The sequence below is a fragment of the Clostridium tarantellae genome, from assembly GCF_009295725.1.
Taxonomy (GTDB): Bacteria; Bacillota; Clostridia; order Clostridiales; family Clostridiaceae; genus Sarcina; species Sarcina tarantellae.
In genome coordinates, this window is record NZ_WHJC01000580.1 from 1 (window position 1) to 747 (window position 747).

Annotated in this window: 1 protein-coding gene and 1 pseudogene; both read left to right on the plus strand. The window is 27.7% G+C overall.

Translation table 11 applies throughout. The features are described from left to right. Window positions 1–282: 282 nt before the first annotated feature. Window positions 283–429, plus strand: a complete 147-nt coding sequence (locus GBZ86_RS17560) for a hypothetical protein (RefSeq protein ID WP_170272317.1) — start codon at window positions 283–285, stop codon at window positions 427–429. 122 nt (window positions 430–551) lie between these two features. Continuing rightward, window positions 552–747: pseudogene (locus GBZ86_RS16460) on the plus strand (transposase); the annotation flags it as partial.

A 747-nucleotide genomic window follows, 5' to 3' on the forward strand; every position in this document is an offset into this window, starting at 1 on the left:
GTACTAAAAAATCGGAATTAACATTGTTTTTAGTTTTAAAACATATATATAAAGTTGAAACTGCTCTATACTCATATCTATTTAATATTTTTATTATACCAAATTCATAACCATTAGAATAGCTTTTATTATAAGCAAATTCTCTGTTTTTTAACAAGTAATAATATTAAAGAGTTTAGAAGATTAGAAGCTGTAAATACAGCTGAAAAAATCGGCGTTGAAGCTCCAATTATTGAAGCTTTAAGAAAAAGGGAAAAGTTTTGACAAGAAGATCTTAATACAATGAAATCAGAACTTGCAAATGTAAAGAAAAAGAGTACTCCTAAAGAAGTAGTAGTTAAAGCAGAACAAACTAATCTTGCTACTAATATTGCAAATGAACCAGTTGTAGACAAGGTTACTAATGTCTTTTCTTTTTTTATTCTTTAGGAAATTATAATTTTAAAAATATGTGTATAACTTTAATTAAAGTGCCGAAGGCGGTCTACGAAGCAGCTTTTGTTCCATAAATAGTTTTGCAGTAGGCTATCCCTAGTAGCCAACAAGAACTAATGGAAAAGTATTTAGGAAGAAATAAGTATGAACGCACAAAAAATGAACAGAGTATAAAGAAAAATTATAGAAATAGATATAGTACCAAGAATTTAAGAAGTTCTTTTGGAGATGTAGACTTATATGTGCCCCGTGATAGAAATTCAGAATTTGAACCTCAAATTATAAAAAAATATGAAACTGTCTGTACAGAAT

Bases quoted from the DNA above. Each gene is read 5' to 3' on its own strand.
- GBZ86_RS17560 (WP_170272317.1), top strand. From the start codon at position 283: ATGAAATCAGAACTTGCAAATGTAAAGAAAAAGAGTACTCCTAAAGAA.